Source organism: Streptomyces sp. NPDC045470, assembly GCF_040646595.1.
GTDB lineage: Bacteria > Actinomycetota > Actinomycetes > Streptomycetales > Streptomycetaceae > Streptomyces.
Genome location: NZ_JBEZAN010000005.1, coordinates 331184 through 350284, shown reverse-complemented (window position 1 = coordinate 350284; position 19101 = coordinate 331184). Strand labels below are relative to the sequence as shown.

The following is a 19101-nucleotide window of genomic DNA, read 5'->3' as shown; positions in this document are numbered from 1 at the left end:
AGGAAAGGCCCACCATGTCCGTACCGGACCCTGCCTTCGACCGGCGGGCGGCAGCGCTGCTGCGCGCCGCCGCCAACGATCTCAAGCGCGACGACACCACCGCCGAGGCCGACCTCGGCCTCGCCCCCGGCACCTTCGCCGGTCTCACCAGCGGCGAACAGCCCGTGGACCTGGCCCTGCTGGGCCGAGCCGCCGAAGTGTGGCCGCTCAACGAGCGCGATCTGCTGCCCGGCCACGACGACACCTCCCGGCGGGTCCGGGTGATGCGGGCCAAGGAGTCGGAGGCGTCCTCCCGGGTGCTGGCCCGCGGCGGCGACGACTACTACGAGTACCGCGACACCGCGATGTCCCGTGTGGCGTCGTACCGCCCCGAGTGGATCCGCATGCTCCAGCCGGTGGACGACAACGATGCCGACAACCCGGCCGTCCGCTGGAACCGCGGTCATCTGCTCTATCAGTTCACCTACTTCGTCGGCCCGGTGAACTACTACTACCGGTGGCAGGACCGCAGCGTCTGCGTCCCGATGGAGACCGGGGACTCGGTGTGGGGGCTGCCGTTCGCCCCGCACTCCTTCACCGCGCGGTCCACCGACGAACCGGCGTACATCCTGGCCCTCACCTACGGCGGTGACCTGGTCGGGGACGCCCAGCGCGAACTGGCCATCCTCGGCAACGCCGCCGCCCACCGGGCCAAGCTGCCCCCCGGAGGCGGACCGGCCGCCCTGCTGCGCTCGTTCCTCCAGGCCAGGGCGGTCACCGTCGAGGAGCTGGCACGCCGCACCGGGCTGTCCGCCGACCACCTGGCGGCGCTGGTCGACGGAGAACGGCAGCCGACCGGCGCCGAGCGGGCCCAACTGGCCGAGGCGCTCGGCATCTCCGAGCGCGACCTGCTGCCGCCGAGCACCCGCACGGACGGCGGCGTGGTCCTCCAGCGGTCCGCGACCGCCCACCGCTGGCACTACCCGGCGAAGACCCCCGCCTACCGCTTCACCCAGCTCGCCGGCGACGCCTCGCACCCGCACACCACCGCGCTGGAGACCGAGGTGCTGGCCCGCTCCGCCGAGGACACCGCCTGGCTCTCCACCTACCAGCACAGCTACCTCTACGTGCTGGGCGACCAGCCCGTTCGGCTGCTCTGGGAGGCCGACGGGGAGCGGTACGAGGAGGAGCTGCAACCTGGCGACTCCGCGTACCTCATGCCGGAGGTCCCGCTCTCCTTCGTCCGCACAGACCCCGAGGCGCCCTCCCCCCGAGTGCTGCTGCTGCGCATCGCGGGTGCGGTGCTGCCCGAGGTGCGGCACGCCCTCGGCGCCATGCCCGACGGCGGGATCGAGCGCTATGTCAACGAAGACCGGCTCTGGTACAGCAAGGAAGGTAACTGACATGTCTGAGAACGCCACCACCACGAACAAGTCCGCACGGCTGCGTGAGCTGCTCGCCGGTCCCCGGCCGGTGGCCGCGGTGGGCGCGCACGACGGTCTCAGCGCCAAGCTGGTGGAACAGGCCGGCTTCGACGCCGTCTGGTGCTCCAGCTTCGAGGTCTCGGCCAGTTACGGCCTGCCGGACGCCAGTCTGGTGACGATGACGCAGTTCCTGGCGGCCGCCGAGGCGATGGACGCGATCATCGACATCCCGGTGATCGCGGACTGCGACACCGGGTTCGGCGGGCCGCTCAACGTGGCGTTCGCCGTGGAGCGCTACGAGCGGGCCGGCATCGCCGCGATGTGCATCGAGGACAAACTGTTCCCGAAGATCAACAGCTTCGCGGACGCCGGTCAGGACCTGCTGCCCACCAAGGAGTTCGCCCTCAAGATCGAGGCCGGCAAGCAGACGCAGAAGGACGAGCGTTTCCTGCTGATCGCCCGTACCGAGGCGCTCATCTCGGGCCAGGGCGTGCCCGAGGCGCTGGAGCGCGCCCACGCGTACGCGGACGCCGGGGCGGACGCCGTACTGATCCACAGCAAGAGCCGCCGCCCGGACGACATCCTGGAGCTCGGCGACGCCTGGGACCGCGACGTACCGCTGGTGGCGGTGCCCACCACCTACGCCTCGGTGGAGGAGAAGGCCCTGTTCGACGCCGGGTACCGCCTGGTCATCTACGCGAACCAGGGCATGCGCGCGGCCGTGAAGAACGTGCGCGAGGTGCTCGGGAAGCTGCGCGCCGAGGGCCGCGCCGAGTCCGTGGACGCCGACATCGCGACCATGCCGGAGATCTTCGCGCTGCAGGGCATGACCGCGGCCTTCCGGACCGCGCCGTGACCACGACCTCCAAGGCGTTCGTCACCGCGCTCGAAAACCACGACATCGGTCTGGTCGCCGGAGTGCCCTGCTCGTACTTCGGCGGCCCCATCAGCGAACTGGGCCACTGGCCCGGTATCCACTACGTGCCGGCCGCCAACGAGGGCACCGCGCTGGCCACCGCGGCCGGCAGCCGGCTGGCCGGGCGGCCGGCCGCGGTGATCGCCCAGAACTCCGGCTTCGGCAACCTCGTCAACCCGCTGACCTCGCTGGTCCTGCCCTATCAGATCCCGGTGCTGGTGTTCGTCAGCATGCGGGGCTGGCCCAAGGCGTCCAGCGGCGAGCCCCAGCACCACTGGATGGGCCGCGTCGTTCCGGACTGGCTCGACTCCCTCGACGTACCGCACCGGATGCTCCTGCCGGACGGGCCGGGCATCGACGAGGTCCTGGAGGAGACCCGGCCGGTCCTCGCCTCCGGACGGCCGGCGTTCGTCCTGGTCGCCAAGGGCGCGGTGCAGGACGAGAAGGCGGCCGGCACGCCGGACGCGGTGCCGCAGCCGGCCGACGGCGAGCTGCCCGACCGCGACGACCTGGTGGAAGCCGTGCTCGCCGAGGTCGGCCCGGAGTTCGTCTTCTCCACCACCGGCTACCTGTCCCGCGCGCTGTTCAACCAGGGCGACCGGCCGCGCAACTTCTACATGCAGGGCTCGATGGGCCATGTGGCCTCCCTGGCCCTGGGGTCCGCCCTGGCCCGCCCGTCGGAACGGTTCGTGGTGCTCGACGGTGACGGCTCCGTGCTGATGCACATGGGAGCGCTCACCACGGTGGGGCACTTCGCGCCGCCGAACCTGGTGCACGTGCTGTTCGACAACCAGGTCTACGACTCCACCGGCGGGCAGGCCACCACCGCGGCCACCACGGAGTTCGACACCATCGCCCGGGGCAGCGGCTACCACCGGGTGCGGTACGTGGCCTCCACGGCGGCGGTGCGGCCCGCGATCCAGGACGCCTTCCGCGCCGAAGGGCCCACGCTCCTGGTGGTCCGCGGCCGGGCGGGCGGCGCGGCGGGCGAACGGGCCTCCGGGGCCGTCACCGTCCCCGAGATCGCGCGCCGGTTCAGCGCGGAACTGACCGCGGGGCAGGTGCCGTTGTCGTGACCGGTACGGTTCCCCCCGCGGCCGTCGCCGGACTGCGACGGCTGCCAGGACACCCCGCCGCGTTCTTCGGGACCGGCGCCGCCGCACGGCTCAACGCCGTGCTGGCGGCCGCCGGCGCCCGGCGCGTGCTGCTCGTGCACGGGCCGTCGTACGCCACCGGCCCGGCGGCCCGCCTCACCCGCCCCGGCCGGGCCGGGTACGAGGTGCACCACTTCGGCGACGTACGGCCCAACCCGGAGCTCGGCCACATCGAGGAGGCGGTACGGGTCATCCGCCGGCTGCGCCCCGACGCCGTCGTCGGCATCGGCGGCGGCAGCAGCATGGACGTGGCCAAGGCCGCCTCCGTGCTCGCCGCGCAGGACGCGGACCCGGCGGACTGCCTCGGCACGCCCGACCTGGTCTGCCGGGAGCGCCCGGGGCGGCTGGTCCTGGTGCCCACCACCGCCGGTTCGGGCAGCGAACTCACCCGGTTCGCCACCCTGTACCGGGACGGCCGCAAGCTGTCCCTGGACACGGCCGGGGCCCGGGCCGACGTGGTCCTGGTGGACCCCGAGCTGACCGCGACCGTGCCGGTGCCGACGACGGTGGCCGGCGCGCTCGACGCCTTCAGCCAGGCCGTGGAGTCCTCCTGGGCCCGCGCCGCCACCCCGCAGTCGCTGGAGTGGGCCGAGGAGGCGCTGCTCACCCTCCTCCCCGCGCTGCGGCAACTGGCCGACACGGGACGGCCGGCCGAGGTACGGCACGACCTGTCCCTGGGCGCGGCCCTCGCCGGGGCGGCCATCGACGTCACCCGTACGACCGCGGCCCACGCCCTGTCGTACGCGCTGACCAGCCGGCTCGGCCTGCCGCACGGCGTCGCCGTGGCCCTGCACCTGCGCTGGCTCATCGGCCGGCACGCCGCGGCGACCTCCCGGGAGTGCCCGTCGCCCGGTGTCCGCGTCCTGCACGGGCGGGTCGCCGAGATCCGCCGGACGGTGCGGGCGCACACCGGCCGCGAACCGGAAGAGCTGCTCGCGGACCTGCTCCAGGCCGGCGGCCACCCCGCCGACCTCGCCAACCTCGCCCTGCCGGCCGACGACTGGGCCGACGTGGTGGCCGAGGCGCTGCACTCCGGCCGAGCCATGAACAACCCCTGCACGCTCACCCCCGAAGACGTCCTCGGCCGGTTCGTCCGGCCCTCACTGACGGAAGGCGCCTCGCGATGAACGCACAGCGTGTCCTGTACACCGACCCCGCCTGGCTGGTCGCCGACGGCCGGCAGGACCTCTCCCTGGCCACCGTCGAGCGTGACGTCCTGGGCGACGGCGTCGAACTGCTCACCGCTCCGCACGAGGACGGCCGCTACGTCCTGACCGACGACCGGCTGCTGGAACGCGCCGCCGGTGCCGACGCCCTGGTGGTGTACCGCTGCCAGGTCACCGACGCCCTGCTGGACGCGGCGGGTGACGGGCTGCGGGTCGTGGTCCGGCAGGGCGTGGGCGTGGACAACCTCAACGCCGACCTGCTCGCGGAGCGCGGGCTGCCCGGCTTCAACGTGCCCGACTACTGCGTGGACGAGGTCGCCGTGCACACCTCGGCGCTCGCCCTCGCCCTGGAACGGCACGTGGTGCCGCAGCACGTGACCCTGGCCGGCGGCACCTTCGACATCTACGCCGGTGGCGCTCCGCGCCGGGTCAGCCGCCGCACCCTGGGCATCGTCGGCTTCGGCCGGATCGGCCGGGCCGTCGCCCGCAAGCTCGGCACGTTCTACGGCCAGGTGCTGGTGTACGACCCCTACATCGGCCGGGACCTCGCCGAGGGCTACGGCGCCCGCACCGTCGACACGCTGGAAGAACTCCTCGCCGAGTCCGACCTGGTGACGCTGCACTGCCCGCTCACCCCCGGCACCGAAGGCCTGATCGGGGAGGCCGAGCTGCGGGCCATGAAGTCCGACGCCTTCCTGGTCAACGCGGCCCGCGGCCGCCTCATCGACCCGGAGGCGCTCGGCAGGGCGCTGGACGAGGGCGCGATCGCCGGCGCGGGGCTGGACGTCTTCGCTCCGGAGAACCCGCACCAGGACCCGCGCTGGAAGCCGGTGCTCGACCACCCGCACTCCGTCTTCACCAGCCACCGGGCCTTCCTGTCCGAGGAGGCGGAGGCCAGCAGCCGCCGGCGGGTCGCCGAACTCGTCCGGGACGCCCTCGCCGGTGACCCGGCCCTGCTCGCCGGCCGGGTGGGCCGTGTCCTGCCCGACGGAGCCGCCCGATGACCACGCTCGCTCCCACCGCCGTCACCGACCAGAGCGGCAACGTGGTGGTCCTCTCCACCGGCGACATCCGCGTCGCCCAGCACGATCCGGGGGCCGTCCCCGCCGCCCGCCGCGCGGACCAGCCCTACCGCTCCCCCGCCGGCGACCTGGCGCTCCGCGAGGCCATCACCGCCTACGCGGCGGACGGCGGCACCGCGGGGTTCACCCCGGACCAGGTGGTGGTCACCCCCGGCGCCCGGCAGGCGATCTTCACCGCCCTGCTGTCCGTCCTGCGCGGCGACCGCCGGGAGGTGCTGCTCCCGACGCCGTACTGGGCCAGCTTCCCCCGGCTCGTCGAGATGGCCGGCGGGACGCCGGTGCCCGTCCCCACGGAGCCCGGTCAGGGCGCTCCGTCCCTGGAGGCGCTGGCGCGGCTGACGACCGGGCGCACCGCCATGCTGATCCTCAACTCCCCCCGCAACCCCGACGGCGCGGTGGTCTCCGCCGAGGAGCTGCGCGGCCTCACCGAGTGGACGGCGGAGCGCGGGCTGACCCTGCTGTTCGACCAGGTGTACCGGGGTGTCGCGCTGTACGAGGAGCCGGCGCCCACGGTCACCCAGCTCTACCCGGAGCTGCCCGGCCACGTGGTGCTCACCGACGCGGTCACCAAGAGCCACGCGCTGGCGGGTCTGCGGCTCGGCTGGGCCGTGGCCGGGCCCGACACCGCCACCCGGATCACGGCCACCGCCTCCCACCTCATCGGCGGTGCCAGCGGAGTGGTCCAGGACATCGCGCAGCAGGTGCTGACCACCGGGGAGCCCGGACGCCGGGAGCTCGGCGCCCGCCTCGCGACCCATCTCGACCTGGCCCTCGACGCCCTCGCCGGCATCCCCGGAGTGCACTGCGCCCGCCCGGCGGGCGGCATCTTCCTCTTCCCCGACCTGCGCGGCTGGCTGGCCGACAGTGCCCCGCCGCAGGCACGGGAGGACGTCGTCGGCTGGCTGCGCGCCCGGCACGAGGTGGCGGTGGTCGACGGCGCGGCCTTCGGCGCCCCCGGCCGTCTGCGGCTCTCCTTCGCGCTCCCCGCCGACCAGCTCAAGGACGGCCTGCACCGGCTGCGCACGGCCCTCACCCGCCCCTGACCTTCGAGCAGAAGCGAGCCACCACCATGGACCCTGCCCTTCTGGACGCCCTCCCCCCCTCGGTACAGGCCGCACTGGGCCGGCAAGGCGCCACCCCCGAGCGCATCGCCGCTCTGGTGGACGACCGGCCCGGCGACGTGGTCATGCTGGCCGGTTCCTACGCGACCGGCGAGGCCAACCCGACCTCCGACCTGGACATCCTCGTCCTGATGCCCGGACCGGGCGCGCGCGGGGTACCCGGCACCACCAACCATCCCTCGATCTTCGGGGACAGCTTCGACGGCATGGCCGGCGAACTGATGGTCAACATCGAGTACGTCAGCGAGGACGCGATCGCCCTGGTGCAGCAGGCCGTACGGCCGGCCACCGGCGACGCACCGCCCGACCTGGCCAACCTCCAGGGCCTGGAACTGCGGCTCGTCCAGCGGGTCAGCACGGGCCTGCCGCTGTCCAACGCCGACCGCCTGGAGGAGATCAAGAAGGGCATCGACGCCGACCTCGTCCGCGCGTCGGCGGCGGCACTGGCCTTCGTCGACACGATGAGCCTCCTGGCCGACACCACGGTGCTCAGCTCTCCCGCCCGGGAACTGATGTGCCGGGGCGCCGCCGAAGCGCTCCTCACCGCCGGCCTCAACGCCTTCGGCCGGATCACGTACGGCACCAAGCACCTGCTGTCCAGGGCGGCCGTCGCCGCCCGACTCCCCGGAACGCCTGCCTTGTTCGCGCAGTGCGACAAGGTGCTCTTCGCCGACCGGCTGCCGCAGGAGGAGGCGTTGCCGTGGCTGCTCGACCTCGCGGAGGAGCTGTTCCGCGCGTTCGGCGACGAGCGGTGCGCGCCCGGCATCCAGCCCCTCCTCGAACCGTTCCGGCCCCAGTGGGCCTGGTCGGGCCGCGCCTTCTAGTGCCGGTCGGCCCTCTGTTCCGATCCGTTTCTACCTAGGGAGTCCCCCGTGAGCTCCGCTCCCCAGTCACACCGGGGAATCATGGCCCAGCCGGCCTTCCGCCGTTTCTGGGCGGCCCGCACGCTGTCCCTGGTCGGCGACTACGCCTTCCGCATCGCCTTCGCCACCCACCTCATCACCGTGACCGGATCGGCGTCGGTGCTCGCCGCCGCCACCGCCGCGCTGCTGGTGCCCTCGCTGCTGTTCTACCTGGTCGGTGGGGCGGTGGGAGACCGGACCAAGGCGCGGCGGCAGGTCCTGGTGGTGTGCGACATGGCGCGGGTGGTCGTCCTGCTGCTGATCGCCGCCGCCACCTACTGGACGACCAGCGCGTTGCTGCTGGTGGCGCTCTCGCTGCTCATCGGGATCGCCGACGGCTTCTTCATGCCGGTCTCGTTCTCGTACATGCTGGAGATCACGTCGCGGGACAAGCTGGTCCCCGCGAACTCCGCGCTGTCGGTCAGCATGCAGTTCGGGCTGATCGGCGGCCCCCTGATCGGCGGTCTGCTGGTGGGGTTCATCGGGGCGCCCGCCACCTTCGCCTTCGACGCGCTGACCTTCCTGCTCTCCGGAATCCTGCTGATGGTCCGGCCGAAGGGCGTGACCGGCGCCCGGCCGGTGACCGACGGCGAAGCGGCCGACGAGCCGCGTCAGCCGATGGGCGAGCAACTGCGCCGGTTCGGCCGGGACATCGTGGAGGCGCTGCACTACGTGCGGGGCGTGCCCTGGCTGCTGATCTTCCTGGGCGTCGGCGCGCTGGTGAACGCCGTCTTCGCCGGTGTGCTCGACGTACCGGTGCCGCTGATCATGTCCCCGGAGGGCACCAGCCAGGCCCAGTCGCTCGGCGTCTTCTACGCGCTGGAGGGCGTCGGCGCGCTGATCGGTGCCGTGATCCTCATGCGGCTCACCGTCAAACGGCTGGGCACCAGCATGTTCGCGATGCTGCTGATGATGGCGGCGGCGCTGACCGCCGTCGGATTCTTCGGCGGGGGCGTCCCGGCGCTGGCCCTCGCGCTGCTGTACGGCATCGGGCTGCACGTCTTCAACTCCCTCTACCCGAGCCTGCTCCAGGACCGGGTGCCGGAGAACCTCACCAGCAGGGTGGGCAGCCTGTCGTTCCTCGGGTTCGACGGCCTGATCCCGTTGGGCACCCTGCTGATGGGCCCACTGGTCACCTCCCTGGACGCACGGGGCGCGGCCGTCGTGGCCGGCGGGGCAGCCGTCCTGCTCAGTCTCGCGGCGCTGCTCGCCCCCAGCATCCGGGGCCTGAAGGCCGAGCCGCCGGCCGATGTCCCCGCGGCCGAGCCCGACCTGGCACCCCGCTGAACCGTCCACGAGGACCGGCCCACGACAGAACGAAGGAGAGGAATGCCCCGCACCGAGATCTCCGCGCACTTCGACGCCGCACGCTGGGGCCGGCTGCACCCCGGCTCCGCGGTGCAGAGCGCCCGCTGGATCGACATCATGCTCAGTCGGCTGCCCGGAAAGCCCCTGATGGTGCTGCACGAGGACGACGACGGTGCCGCGCTCGGCCTCGTGGGCGCGGTGGTCGGGGAGCCGGGCGCCTACGAGGCGTACAACCCGTGGACGATCCTGCGCGCCGACCCCGAGGTCTTCCCCGCCGCGCACGCCGACGGGCCGGTGGCCCCGCAGCTCGGCGGCGCGGCGGCGGACATGCTCCCCAGCGTGGTGCTGTCCGCCCCCGGCTACCTCGGTGACCCGGTCGGACCGGCCGGCCGCCGCCAGGACGCGGTACGCGACTGCCTGTCCGCGGTGCTGGACCACGCGCGGGACGCCGGACTGGCGACGGTGTGCGTGCTCTACACCACCCCCGAAGGCGCCGCCGTGCTCGACCCGGTGACCACGGCCCTCGGCGGCGCGAGCTTCGATCTGACCTCCCGGTCGGTGCTGGAGATCGGCTGGGCGGACTGGGACGACTACCACTCGGGGCCGCGCAACCGGCGGCGGGCCGAGATCCTGCGTCAGCTGCGCCGGCTGGCCGAGGCCGGCGGCGAGGTGGTCCGCGAGGACCCGCGGCCCCGGTTCGACGAGGTGGTGGCCGCGCGCTGCTGTCTGCTGCGCCACTACGGCCAGCCCGCGGACGAGGAGAGCGAACGGCGCAGGCTGAGCGCCCTGATCGAGGCGTTCGGCGACGACCTCGTGCTGTACTCGGTCGTCCGCGACGGCCGCCTCCTGGCCCACGCGCTGTTCGTCGCCCGGGACCGCGTCCTGCAGAACATCTACGCCGGCACCACCGAGGAGGGCCGCGCCACGCCGTACGCCCACCTGGCGGCCACGTATTACGCGCCGCTGATGTACGTCACCAGCAAGGAGTTCGACCGGATCGACTACGGCGTGGGCCACGAGACGACCAAGCGTCTGCGCGGCTGTCTCGTCGTGCCCTTGCGCGGGCATCTGCTGCCGGTGGCCGGGCGGTGACGCCGCGGGCCGGGCGGGCGCACCGCCCGCCCGGCCCGCGGCCACCGCGCCGTGCCGAGCACCGGCCACCGGTTGAGCGCCGTGGCCGGATGTCGTGCCGGGTCCCGTACCTCCTCGTGCCGGGACCGGTACCCCCAGGGAGCCCAGGGGCATCGCTCGTACGGATGGCCGAGCGGGCGAACCCGTCTGCGGTCTTCGCCGTCCGGCAAGGGCAGTGGGGAAAGAGACCGTCGGCGTCGAGCCCCGACCCCGCTCCCGGAGGCCCGCTCACATGACCGTCACCCTCGTGGTGGCCGTGGTCGCCCTGATCCTCGGCCTGATCGCCCACCACTTCCTGCGCCGCAACGACTCCGAAGCCGACGACGAAGGTCTGTCGGTGAAGGACCTGCTCAGCCCGGTGCAGACGCTGACCGTACTGATCCTCGCCTTCGTCCTGGCCACCGCGGCCGGCTCCTACAACCGGGCCGAGGAGGCGGCGCACAACGAGGCCAACGCGGCCGACCACCTCGCGGAGACGGCGGACTACCTCCACGACGCCACGCAGCGCCACCGGGTGCAGGCCGACGTCGTCTGCTACACCCGCGCGGTACACCACTTCGAGTGGCCGACCATGGCCCACGGCCGGAACGCCCCGGAACCCAGCGTCTGGACCGCCGACCTGCGCAGCGCCTTCAAGGACATCGGCACGGACCAGAGCGCCTTCGGCATGCTCGTGTCGGCGGACGACACCCGGGCCAAGGCCCGCCAGGCACGGCTGACGGAGTCGACCGCGGCGGTCCCCGCGGTGATCTACTGGTTCATGCTCGTCCTGCTCTCCATCACCGTCATCTCCCTGTGCCTGTGCATCCCCCGCCGCCGCAACCGGCCCCAGCTCGCCACCCTGGCCGTGGCGACCGCCCTGCTCACCGCCACCCTGCTGCTCGTCCACGACGCCGAGCGGCCCTTCGGCGGGGCCATCGCCGTCAGCCCCACCGCCATCACCGACGTCGAACACCAGGCCGCCCGCGACTTCCGCGCCGACGCCCCCGGCACCGATCTGCCCTGTGACGCCGACGGCCGCAAGGCGACTGGGCGTGCCTGAGGCGGGCCTCGGCCACCAGTCGGTCCAGGACTTGACGGGCAGTGGCGCCCGGCTTCAGCCCCGAGCCCGGTCGAAGGCCCATGCCCCCAGCCCGACCAGCACAGCCACTCCGGCCGCGTACACCGGCAGCCACAGGGTCGTGGTGACGGACAGGCAGTCGGCCACGGCGGCCTGGCGGTGGACGTCCTGTGCGTGGGCCAGGGCGGCGCCGTCGCGACCGGCCAGGCCGGCCAGCGCCGCCTCTGTACGGACGCTCTCGTAGCTGCCCAGCTCGGGACACCGGTCACGGGTGCCCGGCATCGGGAACAGCCAGGCCCGGCGCTGCATCACGGGGGCCGGGGTGATTGCTGCGCACAGGCCGACGACCAGCGAGAACGCCGTCAGATTCGCGATGTACGCGCGTCGCGAACCGGGTGCCCGCGGCGGCAGCCGGTAGAAGGAGAGGATCACCGCGAGCAGCGTCACGCCGAGGTACGTGGCGAACCACTGCCACCAACCCTGCGCGAGCGCGGCCGTCAGCACGGCGGCGAGCCCGATACCGATGACTCCCGACCCGCCGGGGGCGGCGGGTGCCGGGCCCCGGGCTCCTCGGCGGCTGGAATCGTCCACGGCTCCTCCTGCCCGGTCCGGACACCGGACCAGCATCCCGGCGCACCGCACCGGCACGCCGCCGCCATGCCGGGCCGGTCCGGAAGCCCGGCCCGGATGGCGGCGCCCCGCGCCGCGGCCCCGCGGGATCTCCGCGTCCCCGCCCGGCGCGGGATTACGTAAGGGCCCGGCTACGTAGTTCTCGCCGACGCGGCGGTCGCCCTTTCGGCGGCATGGTCGGTACAGCAGTCACGTACCGGCTCCGGACGGATGGGGCCGCCGGTGAACAGGACAGGGGATTCACGTGCTCAGTTCGCACCCGGCCACCACGGCTTCCGTACCCACCGCGCGCCGGGTGCGGGTGGCGGTCACCGCGCCCGACCCGATCAGCCGGGAGGGGGTCCTCAGCCAGTTACGCCGCCATCCGGAGGTCGACCTCGGGGAGGACGCCGGTTCGGCCACCGTGGCCGTGCTCGTCGAGGACGTGCTCGACGAGGCGGCGCTCGCCCGGTTGCGGCGGGTCGTGCGCAGCGAGGGAGCGCGGGTGGTGCTCGTGGTGGGGACCATCCGGGAGAACGAACTGCTGGACGTCATCGAGTGCGGCGCGGGAGCCATCGTCTGGCGCCGCGAGGCCACGGCGCACCGGCTGGTGCAGGCGGTGCTGACCGCGGCCGAGGGCGGCGGCGATCTGCCCGCCGACCTGCTGGGCCGGCTCATCAGCCAGGTGGGGCGCCTGCACCGGGGCGGCGCCGACCAGCCGGGGTCCTTCCTGGGCCTCACCTCGCGCGAGGTCGACGTCGTGCGGCTGGTCGCCGAGGGGTTCGACACCTCGGAGATCGCCACCAAGCTGTCGTACTCCGAACGCACCGTCAAGAACGTCATGCACGGGCTCACCACCCGCCTGCATCTGCGCAACCGTTCGCACGCGGTGGCGTACGCCCTCCGCGAGGGCTACATCTGACCGGCCGGACGGCGGGGACGGCCCCTTGGGGCACGAGAGCTGCCCCGCCGCCGTCCCCGGCGTGCCTGCGCCCCGGACGGCACAGGGGCCACGATCGGCAGCGGGGTCGCGAACAGCCGACGCGACCGGCGGCGGGGCCGCACAGCGCCGGCGCCGGCGTCCGGCGGGGCGGCCGGCAGGTGGGAGCACGTAAGTGATGCATGAGGTGGACGAGGTCCTCAAGGGACTCATCGGCGGCGGCGCACTGGCCGGGTCCGGTATCGACGTGTCCTTCGAGGTACCCACCCGTGACTGGGCCGCCCGGCGCAACGCGCCCGTGGTGAACGCCTACTTGTACGACGTACGGGAGGACATGGCCCGGCGGCAGCGCGGACGCACCGGACTGCGCGACGACCGCGACATCGTCGTACGCCACCGTCGTCCGCCGCGCTGGTTCCGGCTCTCCTACCTGGTGACGGCCTGGACGAAGACGCCGCAGGACGAACACCGGCTGTTGTCCGCGGTACTGGCCACGCTGCTGCCCCACGAACTGCTCGCCGCCGGGGAACTTCCGGAACCGCTCGGGCGCCTCGGTCTGGCCGTGCCGGTGACGGTGAGCGGCAGTCAGTCGGAGGCCCGCTCCCTCGCCGACATCTGGTCCGCGCTGGGTGGGGAGCTCAAGCCCTCCCTGGATGTCGCGGTGACCGTGCCGTTCCCGGCGTTCCCCGACTACGAGGCGGGGCCCCCGGTCACGGAGGGAGCGGTGGTCCGGGTACGCGGTGCGGACGGCGGCCCGCCCCGGTCGGAAGAGCGCGGCCACCGGCCCCGTCAGATCGCGGAGGCCCGCGCCGCGCACGAGCAGGCGGCGGGCCGCCGCAAGGAGCAGACGTGAGCGGCACCTCGCCCCTGGACGACGTCCTCCCCACAACTGCCGGTGCCGGGGCCGCCGGTGCGGCCGGTCCGGCGCGTTCGCTCCTCGATCGGCTGGCGGGGCTGCGGCACGCGGTGACCGCGCTGGTCGAACGACGTTCCGCCGGCGATCCCACCGCGGACGACCCGTTGCGCGGCCTCTACCTGTCCGAGGACGCCGTGGGCCGTCTGCTGCACACCTGGGCGCGTACGGTGCCGGACACGGTGCAGGAGGCCGTGCGGGAAGCGGACGTACGGCCGGGCGCGCCGGCGGGGTGCCCGGCGGACGCCGACGACCGACTGGCCCGTACGGCCGCCCGGTTGCGGCTGACCGAGCTGGACACCGCCGTGCTCCTCATCGCCCTCGCCCCGGACCTCGACCGCACCTTCGAGCCGCTGTACGGCTACCTCAACGACGACGTGAGCCGCCGCCGCGCCACCGTGGGCCTCGCCCTCGACCTGTGCGGACTTCCCGCGCACCTGCCGGAGGCGCGCGCCCGGTTCCACCTCTCGGCGCCGCTCCGCGCGCTGGGGCTGCTGACCGTCGAGGAGGCCGAACGGCCTTTTCTGACCCGCTCGTTGTCCGTACCCGACCGGTTCACCGCCCATGTGCTGGGTGACGACACCCCGGACACCGCGCTCCTCGGGCTGCTGCATCCGATGCCGGAGCCGCTGCCCGGCGCGGAACACGACGAGGGCTTCGTACGGCGGCTGGCCGCCCGCCTCGGCGACGGGCCGTTCACCGCCTATCTGCGGGAGCACCGTACGGGCGACGCCCTGGCGACCCTCGCGTCCGCGCTGCACGAGGCGGGCGCCGACGCGCTGCGTTTCCAAGGGCCGCCGGAGCACGTCCCGGAACTGCTGCGGGAGGCGCGGCTGACCGGCCGGGCGGTCGTGGTGGGCGGCCTTCCCGAGCATCCGGGCCCGATGGTCGCCGAACTGACCGCGGCGACCGAGGTGACGGTGCTGCTGACCGACTCCCGTCCGTACGATCCCCAGTGGTCCGCGCACGACCCGCTGGTACTCCAGGCGCCCCGGAGGCCGGCCGGGGGCACGGACACCTGGCGTACCGCGCTGGGACCGGCCGCCGACGGCTTCGACCTGGCCGCCACCGTGGCGCCGTACCACCTCGGCGGCGACCACATCGTCCGCGCCGCCCGGGCGGCGACCGCGCTCGCCGCCTTCGACGGCACCGCGCTCACCGCCGCCCACGTACTGCTCGCCGCCCGGCAGCAGTCGGCCTCGGGCCTCGAACGGCACGCTCGCCGCATCCGGCCCGCGGTGGACTGGCGAGACCTGGTCCTGCCCGACGGGCCCCTCGCCCAACTGCGGGAACTCGCCCTGCGTGCCCGGCATCGCGACCGGGTGCTCGGCGACTGGCGGCTCAGCGCCGGCGGCGGCCGCGGCCGGGGCGTCCTCGGTCTCTTCGCGGGCGAGTCCGGCACCGGCAAGACGCTGTCCGCCGAGGTGATCGCCGCCGATCTGGGGGTCGATCTGTACGTGGTCCAGCTGTCCTCGATCGTGGACAAGTACGTCGGGGAGACCGAGAAGAACCTCGAACGGATCTTCACGGAGGCCGACCGTACGGACGCCGTGCTCCTCTTCGACGAGGCCGACGCGGTGTTCGGCAAACGCTCGGAGGTCAAGGACTCGCACGACAGGTACGCCAACCTGGAGAGCGCCTACCTGCTGCAACGCCTGGAGTCCTTCGACGGCGTCGCCCTGCTGACCACCAACCTGCGGGCCAACATCGACGACGCGTTCACCCGCCGCCTCGACCAGGTGGTCGACTTCCCCTTCCCGGACGCCGGACAGCGGCTCGCGCTGTGGCGGCACGGCCTGACGCACGTACCGCGGGCCATGGACGCCGACGCCGACACCGACGCCCTCGCCCGGGATTTCGAGCTGGCCGGCGGCTCGATCCGCAGTGCGGTGGTGACCGCCGCCTACCTCGCGGCCGGCCGGGACGAGCCGGTCACGGCGGGCGACCTGTGGGAAGGCGCCCGTCGCGAGTACCGCAAGGCGGGGCGGCTGGTACCGGGCGGGACGAGCTGGTGACACGGCGGGCCTCACCCGTCCGGCCCGTGGTCACACGGTGAAGCGGACCGCCTCCAACGGGAGGTTCCGTTCCATGGGGCTGCCGCCGTACCTCCACTGGCCGGGTTCGGTGCACAGCTTGTCCGTCCAGTTCTGGTCCTTCACGTTGGCTTCGTGGCACACGGAGCCGTCGAAGACCTGGAGGGTGAACCCTTGCAGGGGAGGGTCGGCGCTCTCGGTGCTGCCGAGGACCATGTCCTTGCCGTCGTCCTCCTTCCGCCACGCGTCGTCCTTGCGCCAGCCCTCGCCCACGTAGGCGGACGCGCCGGTGACGCCCTTGGTGCCGGACACCGCGATGTTGAGGGCCTTGACGGGCTTGCCCTGGCCCACCGTCCCGGCCTCGGCCCCGTCGCACACCGGCTCCTGCCAGCCGTCGTCCTGGACGAAGGCGCGGTAGCAGATGTGGCGGCCCGCACTGCGGGCGACGAGTTCGCGCACCGCGGTGGCCGCGGTGCGCTCCTGGGGCTCCTCCTTGGGCCGGTCCCCGTCGCCGCCTCCTCCGCCCTTCGGCTTCTCCTCCCCGCCGCCGGGCTTCTCGGTCGGGCCCTCCGTCTGACGGGGCTGCGGCGGCGGGCTGCTGACCGGCGGGGACGGGCGGCCCGGTGCGAGCTGGCCGGCCTTCTCGGGCTTCTCCCGCGCCACGCTCTGCACCTGCGGCCGGTACGCCAGCCAGATCGTCACGAACGCGATCGTCAGCGCGAGCAGCAGGCCGAAGGTGGTGGCCAGCCAGCCCGGCAGGACGCCGCGCTGCACGAAGGTGCCGGCCACCTCGTCCGGCTCGGTGCCGGAGCGCCGTACGGCCAGCGCGTACGGCTGCTCCTGCTTGGAGCCGAACCAGGTGATCTGCCGGGGCCGCAGCGTCACCTTCACGAAAGCGGCCCGGCCCGGCTCGATCTGGACGTTGCCCGGCTGGATCTCGTACGACAGCCGTTCGCCGGCGTCCTTGCCGCTGAGCGAAGCGGTGACCTTGGTGTTGCCGAGGTTGTCCACCGCCAGCCGCGGCCGCCCCCGGAACCGCCCCTTCACCGTCGGCGGCACCAGTTCGGCGCGCATCTCGGTGAAGGGGGTGATGGTGAGGTTGCCCTCGGGGACAGTGACGGCGTCCGGATGTTCCGTCGGCGTGACCCGCACCGCGTACGGATTCGGGCCGGCGGTCGCGTCCGGCGTGCGGGGCGGCGCGAACGTCAGCTCCACCGTGCCGGTCGTTCCCGGGTAGAGCCGCAGCGCCTGCGGCTCCACGGTGGTCCAGGGGGCGAGATCACCGACCGGCTCGAAGTGGTACTCGTCGACGATGTCTCCGGTGTTGCGCACCCGCAGCCGCACCGAGGTGCTGCTGCCGGGGCTGACGGTCGCGGAAGCGGGTTCCAAAGAAGTCCAAGGGCTCACGCCACGACGCTAGGAGAGGCGGCGGACACCGTCAGGAGCCTCCCGGGCAGACCCGGCTGCCCGGACGGGCGGTGCCGGATGCCCTCGGCCCGCGGCCCTGCGCCCCGCTCCGCGGCAGCGTCGGCGCGGCGCGCCCGGCGGCCCCGGTGTCCCGGGCGGCGGGCCGCCACCGGCCGGCCGGGGAGGCACGGCGCCGCGCCCTTGAGGGCAGCGGCACTGCCCAGGGCCCGGCACCTGAGGACGTTTCGGCGGCGAGGGGCCGTACCCGAGGGTGGAGACGTCCCGTCGTGTACCCCGAGGAGAGCAGAGCATGCCGTCCTACCTGTCGCCCGGCGTCTACGTCGAGGAGGTGGCCAGTGGTTCGCGTCCCATCGAGGGAGTGGGCACCTCCGTGGCGGCCTTCGTCGGGCTCGCACCGGCCGGGCCCCTGAACGAGCCGACACTGGTGACCAACTGGACCCAGTACGTCGCCTCCTTCGGCGACTTCACCGACGGGTACTACCTCGCCCACTCCGTCTACGGCTTCTTCAACAACGGCGGTTCCGCCGCGTACGTGGTGCGGATCGGCGGTTCCACCGAGGGCGCTTCCGGCGAGGGCGGGTCCCCCGCCGCGGTGACCGGCTCGGCCCCTCCGGCGCAACTGCCCGCCGCCGAGCCGCAGCAGCTCGGCACCTTCTCCGTGGCGGCCGTCGCCCGGGGCACGGCCGGCCCGCTGACCGTGGAGGTCGCCGACCCCGAAGGGGAGGGCCCCGCTGAACGGTTCAGGCTCGTCGTCAGGGACGGTGACAAGCCGGTCGAGACGTTCGACGTGAGCGCCAAGAAGAGCAACCGGTCCTACGTCGTCACCCAGGTCAAGGAACGCTCCAAGCTCATCACCGTGACGGAGGCCGTGCCGCCGGCGCAGCTCGCCCGCCCGGACAACCAGACCGTCACCCTCGCCGCACCGCCCGCCCCGGCCCCGGCCGCCGCGTCCGCGCCCGCGCCCGCGCAGCGGGACACCACCGCGAACCCCGGCCCGACCCAGTACCTCGGCGACTCCGCCGACCGCACCGGCTTCGGCGGCCTGGAGGCCGTCGACCAGATCTCCATGGTCGCCGTGCCCGACCTCATGGCCGCCTACCAGCGGGGCGCCATCGACCTGGAGGCCGTCAAGGCCGTCCAGCTCGGACTCATCGCGCACTGCGAGCTGATGGGCGACCGGGTGGCCGTCATCGACCCGCCGCCCGGCCTGAACGCCCAGCAGATACGGCTGTGGCGCCAGGAGACCGCGGGCTACGACTCCAAGTACGCGGCGCTCTACTACCCCTGGATCAAGTCCTTCGACCCGGCGACGGGCCAGGCCCGTATGGTCCCGCCCAGCGGCCACGTCGCCGGCATCTGGGCCCGCAACGACTCCGAGCGCGGCGTGCACAAGGCTCCCGCCAACGAGGTCGTACGGGGTGCCGTCGACCTGGAACTCCAGATCACCCGCGGTGAACAGGACCTGCTCAACCCCGTCGGCGTCAACTGCATCCGGGCGTTCCCCGGCCGCGGCGTGCGCGTGTGGGGAGCCCGCACCCTCTCGTCCGACCCCGAGTGGCGCTACCTGAACATCCGCCGGTACTTCAACTACCTGGAGGAGTCGATCCTGATCGGCACCCAGTGGGTGGTGTTCGAGCCGAACGACCACGCGCTGTGGGCCCGTATCCGGCGCAACATCTCGGCGTTCCTGGTCACCGAGTGGCGCAGCGGCGCGCTCTTCGGCCAGCGGCCCCAGGAGGCGTACTACGTCAAGTGCGACGAGGAGACCAACCCGCCGGAGTCGGTCGACCTGGGCCGGGTCGTGTGCGAGATCGGTGTCGCCCCGGTAAAGCCCGCCGAGTTCGTGATCTTCCGGCTGTCGCAGTTCTCCAGCGGCAGCGGTGAGTTGGAGGAGTAGGCCCCGCCCGCCTCCGCCCCGGACCCTCGCAGCCCACC

The 19101-nt window shown here is 73.5% G+C and carries 16 protein-coding genes; 14 read left to right on the top strand and 2 right to left on the bottom strand.

The genetic code is table 11. The annotated features are described in order from the left end of the window. Positions 1-14: 14 nt before the first annotated feature. From AB0A97_RS18885 to AB0A97_RS18840, 10 genes are all read left to right on the top strand, one after another. Positions 15-1382: a helix-turn-helix domain-containing protein gene (locus AB0A97_RS18885; protein ID WP_361150895.1), complete on the top strand. Its 1368-nt coding sequence runs from the start codon at positions 15-17 to the stop codon at positions 1380-1382. 1 nt (position 1383) lies between these two features. Beyond that, entirely contained in the window at positions 1384-2259 is an 876-nt protein-coding gene (locus AB0A97_RS18880) for an isocitrate lyase/phosphoenolpyruvate mutase family protein (protein ID WP_361150893.1), read from the top strand. Further along, complete coding sequence (gene aepY, locus AB0A97_RS18875) at positions 2256-3395, top strand: phosphonopyruvate decarboxylase (protein ID WP_361150891.1); 1140 nt, start codon at positions 2256-2258, stop codon at positions 3393-3395. Before AB0A97_RS18880 ends, aepY begins: the two co-directional genes overlap by 4 nt. Further along, positions 3392-4600: an iron-containing alcohol dehydrogenase gene (locus AB0A97_RS18870; protein WP_361150889.1), complete on the top strand. Its 1209-nt coding sequence runs from the start codon at positions 3392-3394 to the stop codon at positions 4598-4600. Before aepY ends, AB0A97_RS18870 begins: the two co-directional genes overlap by 4 nt. Then, entirely contained in the window at positions 4597-5643 is a 1047-nt protein-coding gene (locus AB0A97_RS18865; RefSeq protein WP_361150886.1) for a C-terminal binding protein, read from the top strand. Before AB0A97_RS18870 ends, AB0A97_RS18865 begins: the two co-directional genes overlap by 4 nt. Further along, entirely contained in the window at positions 5640-6764 is a 1125-nt protein-coding gene (locus AB0A97_RS18860) for an aminotransferase class I/II-fold pyridoxal phosphate-dependent enzyme (protein WP_361150883.1), read from the top strand. Before AB0A97_RS18865 ends, AB0A97_RS18860 begins: the two co-directional genes overlap by 4 nt. Positions 6765-6790: 26 nt before the next feature. Further along, on the top strand, positions 6791-7666 hold the full coding sequence (locus AB0A97_RS18855; protein WP_361150881.1) for a nucleotidyltransferase domain-containing protein: 876 nt from the start codon (positions 6791-6793) through the stop codon (positions 7664-7666). Between the two features lie 48 nt (positions 7667-7714). Further along, positions 7715-9031, top strand: a complete 1317-nt coding sequence (locus tag AB0A97_RS18850; RefSeq protein WP_361150879.1) for an MFS transporter — start codon at positions 7715-7717, stop codon at positions 9029-9031. Positions 9032-9073: 42 nt separating this feature from the next. Then, complete coding sequence (locus AB0A97_RS18845; RefSeq protein WP_361150877.1) at positions 9074-10144, top strand: GNAT family N-acetyltransferase; 1071 nt, start codon at positions 9074-9076, stop codon at positions 10142-10144. A gap of 271 nt (positions 10145-10415) precedes the next feature. Next, the gene (locus tag AB0A97_RS18840) at positions 10416-11225 is read left to right on the top strand and encodes a hypothetical protein (protein WP_361150875.1); all 810 of its coding nucleotides are present in this window, start codon (positions 10416-10418) and stop codon (positions 11223-11225) included. Between the two features lie 54 nt (positions 11226-11279). Here AB0A97_RS18840 and AB0A97_RS18835 read toward each other — a convergent pair whose 3' ends face one another. Continuing rightward, positions 11280-11834, bottom strand: coding sequence for a hypothetical protein (locus AB0A97_RS18835; RefSeq protein WP_361150872.1), 555 nt, complete (start codon positions 11832-11834; stop codon positions 11280-11282). Between the two features lie 283 nt (positions 11835-12117). On the opposite strand from AB0A97_RS18835, the gene AB0A97_RS18830 reads away from it, so the two are divergent. The 3 genes from AB0A97_RS18830 (at position 12118) to AB0A97_RS18820 (ending at position 15720) form a co-directional block, all read left to right on the top strand. Then, the gene (locus tag AB0A97_RS18830; RefSeq protein ID WP_361150869.1) at positions 12118-12774 is read left to right on the top strand and encodes a response regulator transcription factor; all 657 of its coding nucleotides are present in this window, start codon (positions 12118-12120) and stop codon (positions 12772-12774) included. 193 nt (positions 12775-12967) lie between these two features. After that, positions 12968-13645 carry a DUF4255 domain-containing protein gene (locus AB0A97_RS18825; protein WP_361150866.1) on the top strand — a complete coding sequence of 226 codons (678 nt, stop codon included), beginning with the start codon at positions 12968-12970 and terminating at the stop codon, positions 13643-13645. A gap of 92 nt (positions 13646-13737) precedes the next feature. Further along, positions 13738-15720 (top strand): ATP-binding protein, encoded by a 1983-nt coding sequence (locus AB0A97_RS18820; RefSeq protein ID WP_361151110.1) that lies wholly within the window; start codon positions 13738-13740, stop codon positions 15718-15720. Positions 15721-15750: 30 nt separating this feature from the next. Here AB0A97_RS18820 and AB0A97_RS18815 read toward each other — a convergent pair whose 3' ends face one another. Beyond that, positions 15751-17145: a hydrolase gene (locus tag AB0A97_RS18815; RefSeq protein WP_361150864.1), complete on the bottom strand. Its 1395-nt coding sequence runs from the start codon at positions 17143-17145 to the stop codon at positions 15751-15753. Between the two features lie 310 nt (positions 17146-17455). Here AB0A97_RS18815 and AB0A97_RS18810 point away from each other — a divergent pair, with 310 nt between their 5' ends. Further along, entirely contained in the window at positions 17456-19063 is a 1608-nt protein-coding gene (locus AB0A97_RS18810) for a phage tail sheath subtilisin-like domain-containing protein (protein WP_361150862.1), read from the top strand. Positions 19064-19101: the final 38 nt, after the last annotated feature.

What these genes read in the sequence shown, in the direction of transcription:
- AB0A97_RS18885 (WP_361150895.1), top strand. Translation starts at nt 15, where the DNA reads ATGTCCGTACCGGACCCTGCCTTCGACCGGCGGGCGGCAGCGCTGCTG.
- AB0A97_RS18880 (WP_361150893.1), top strand. Translation starts at nt 1,384, where the DNA reads ATGTCTGAGAACGCCACCACCACGAACAAGTCCGCACGGCTGCGTGAG.
- AB0A97_RS18865 (WP_361150886.1), top strand. Translation starts at nt 4,597, where the DNA reads ATGAACGCACAGCGTGTCCTGTACACCGACCCCGCCTGGCTGGTCGCC.
- AB0A97_RS18860 (WP_361150883.1), top strand. Translation starts at nt 5,640, where the DNA reads ATGACCACGCTCGCTCCCACCGCCGTCACCGACCAGAGCGGCAACGTG.
- AB0A97_RS18855 (WP_361150881.1), top strand. Translation starts at nt 6,791, where the DNA reads ATGGACCCTGCCCTTCTGGACGCCCTCCCCCCCTCGGTACAGGCCGCA.
- AB0A97_RS18845 (WP_361150877.1), top strand. Translation starts at nt 9,074, where the DNA reads ATGCCCCGCACCGAGATCTCCGCGCACTTCGACGCCGCACGCTGGGGC.
- AB0A97_RS18840 (WP_361150875.1), top strand. Translation starts at nt 10,416, where the DNA reads ATGACCGTCACCCTCGTGGTGGCCGTGGTCGCCCTGATCCTCGGCCTG.
- AB0A97_RS18810 (WP_361150862.1), top strand. Translation starts at nt 17,456, where the DNA reads ATGCCGTCCTACCTGTCGCCCGGCGTCTACGTCGAGGAGGTGGCCAGT.